This window comes from Collinsella sp. HCP28S3_G2, from assembly GCF_052065125.1.
In the GTDB taxonomy this organism is placed as follows: domain Bacteria; phylum Actinomycetota; class Coriobacteriia; order Coriobacteriales; family Coriobacteriaceae; genus Collinsella.
Genome location: NZ_JBQHUO010000039.1, coordinates 1 through 780, shown reverse-complemented (window position 1 = coordinate 780; position 780 = coordinate 1). Strand labels below are relative to the sequence as shown.

At 57.2% G+C, this 780-nt stretch carries 2 rRNA genes; both read right to left on the bottom strand.

Features of this window, described 5'->3' with window-relative positions:
- Positions 1-283: ribosomal RNA gene (locus ACTNB2_RS08850) — 23S ribosomal RNA — on the bottom strand; the annotation flags it as partial.
- A 397-nt stretch (positions 284-680) separates the two neighbouring features.
- Positions 681-780 (bottom strand): 16S ribosomal RNA (locus ACTNB2_RS08845); the annotation flags it as partial.

Genomic DNA, 780 nt, shown 5'->3' with positions numbered 1-780 from the left:
CGACGGTTTGGCCATCGGTCCCCTTTCGCTCGCCGCTACTCGGGGAGTCTCGAGATTGATTTCCTCTCCTCCGGGTACTTAGATGTTTCAGTTCCCCGGGTTGTCCTCCCCCCGCCTATGTGTTCAGCGGGGGGATATCCGTACCTCTACGGATGGGTTCGCCCATTCGGAGACCCCCGGGTCGAAGGATGTGTGCTCCTCGCCGGGGATTATCGCAGCTTGCCGCGTCCTTCATCGGCTCCCTGTGCCAAGGCATCCGCCGTGCGCCCGTGGTATCTTGCGGGACCGCTCCGGGCCCGCGGGATATCCACGTGTCGCTAATATAAATTAATCGATATCATGAATAGCGCTCTCATGTCGCAATTCGGGTATCTCATACCGCGGCACAGCAAGTTTCACTGTGCTCGCGATCAGATGCTCCTCACTCATCAATGAGTGAATTCCTCTTGTTTGGATCGGATGAATGATTGCTATCATTCTTGATTTAATCGCAGAAAAGAATCGAGTCTGGAAGAGGATACTCTTCCATCTCTCTCCTATCGCTATGCGGCTCTCAAGGTACGCGGGTGCGACCCCGGGGACCGGGTGCTGCGGGGACGTATCCGGGCCAGACATCCACCGGACGGGCTCCTGCCCTCCATTCGAGTTAAGTTGATCTCTCTAAGAATGTATCTCCCTAGAAAGGAGGTGATCCAGCCGCACCTTCCGGTACGGCTACCTTGTTACGACTTCACCCCCCTCACCCTCCACACCTTCGGCGCCTCCCCCCTCTCGGTTGGG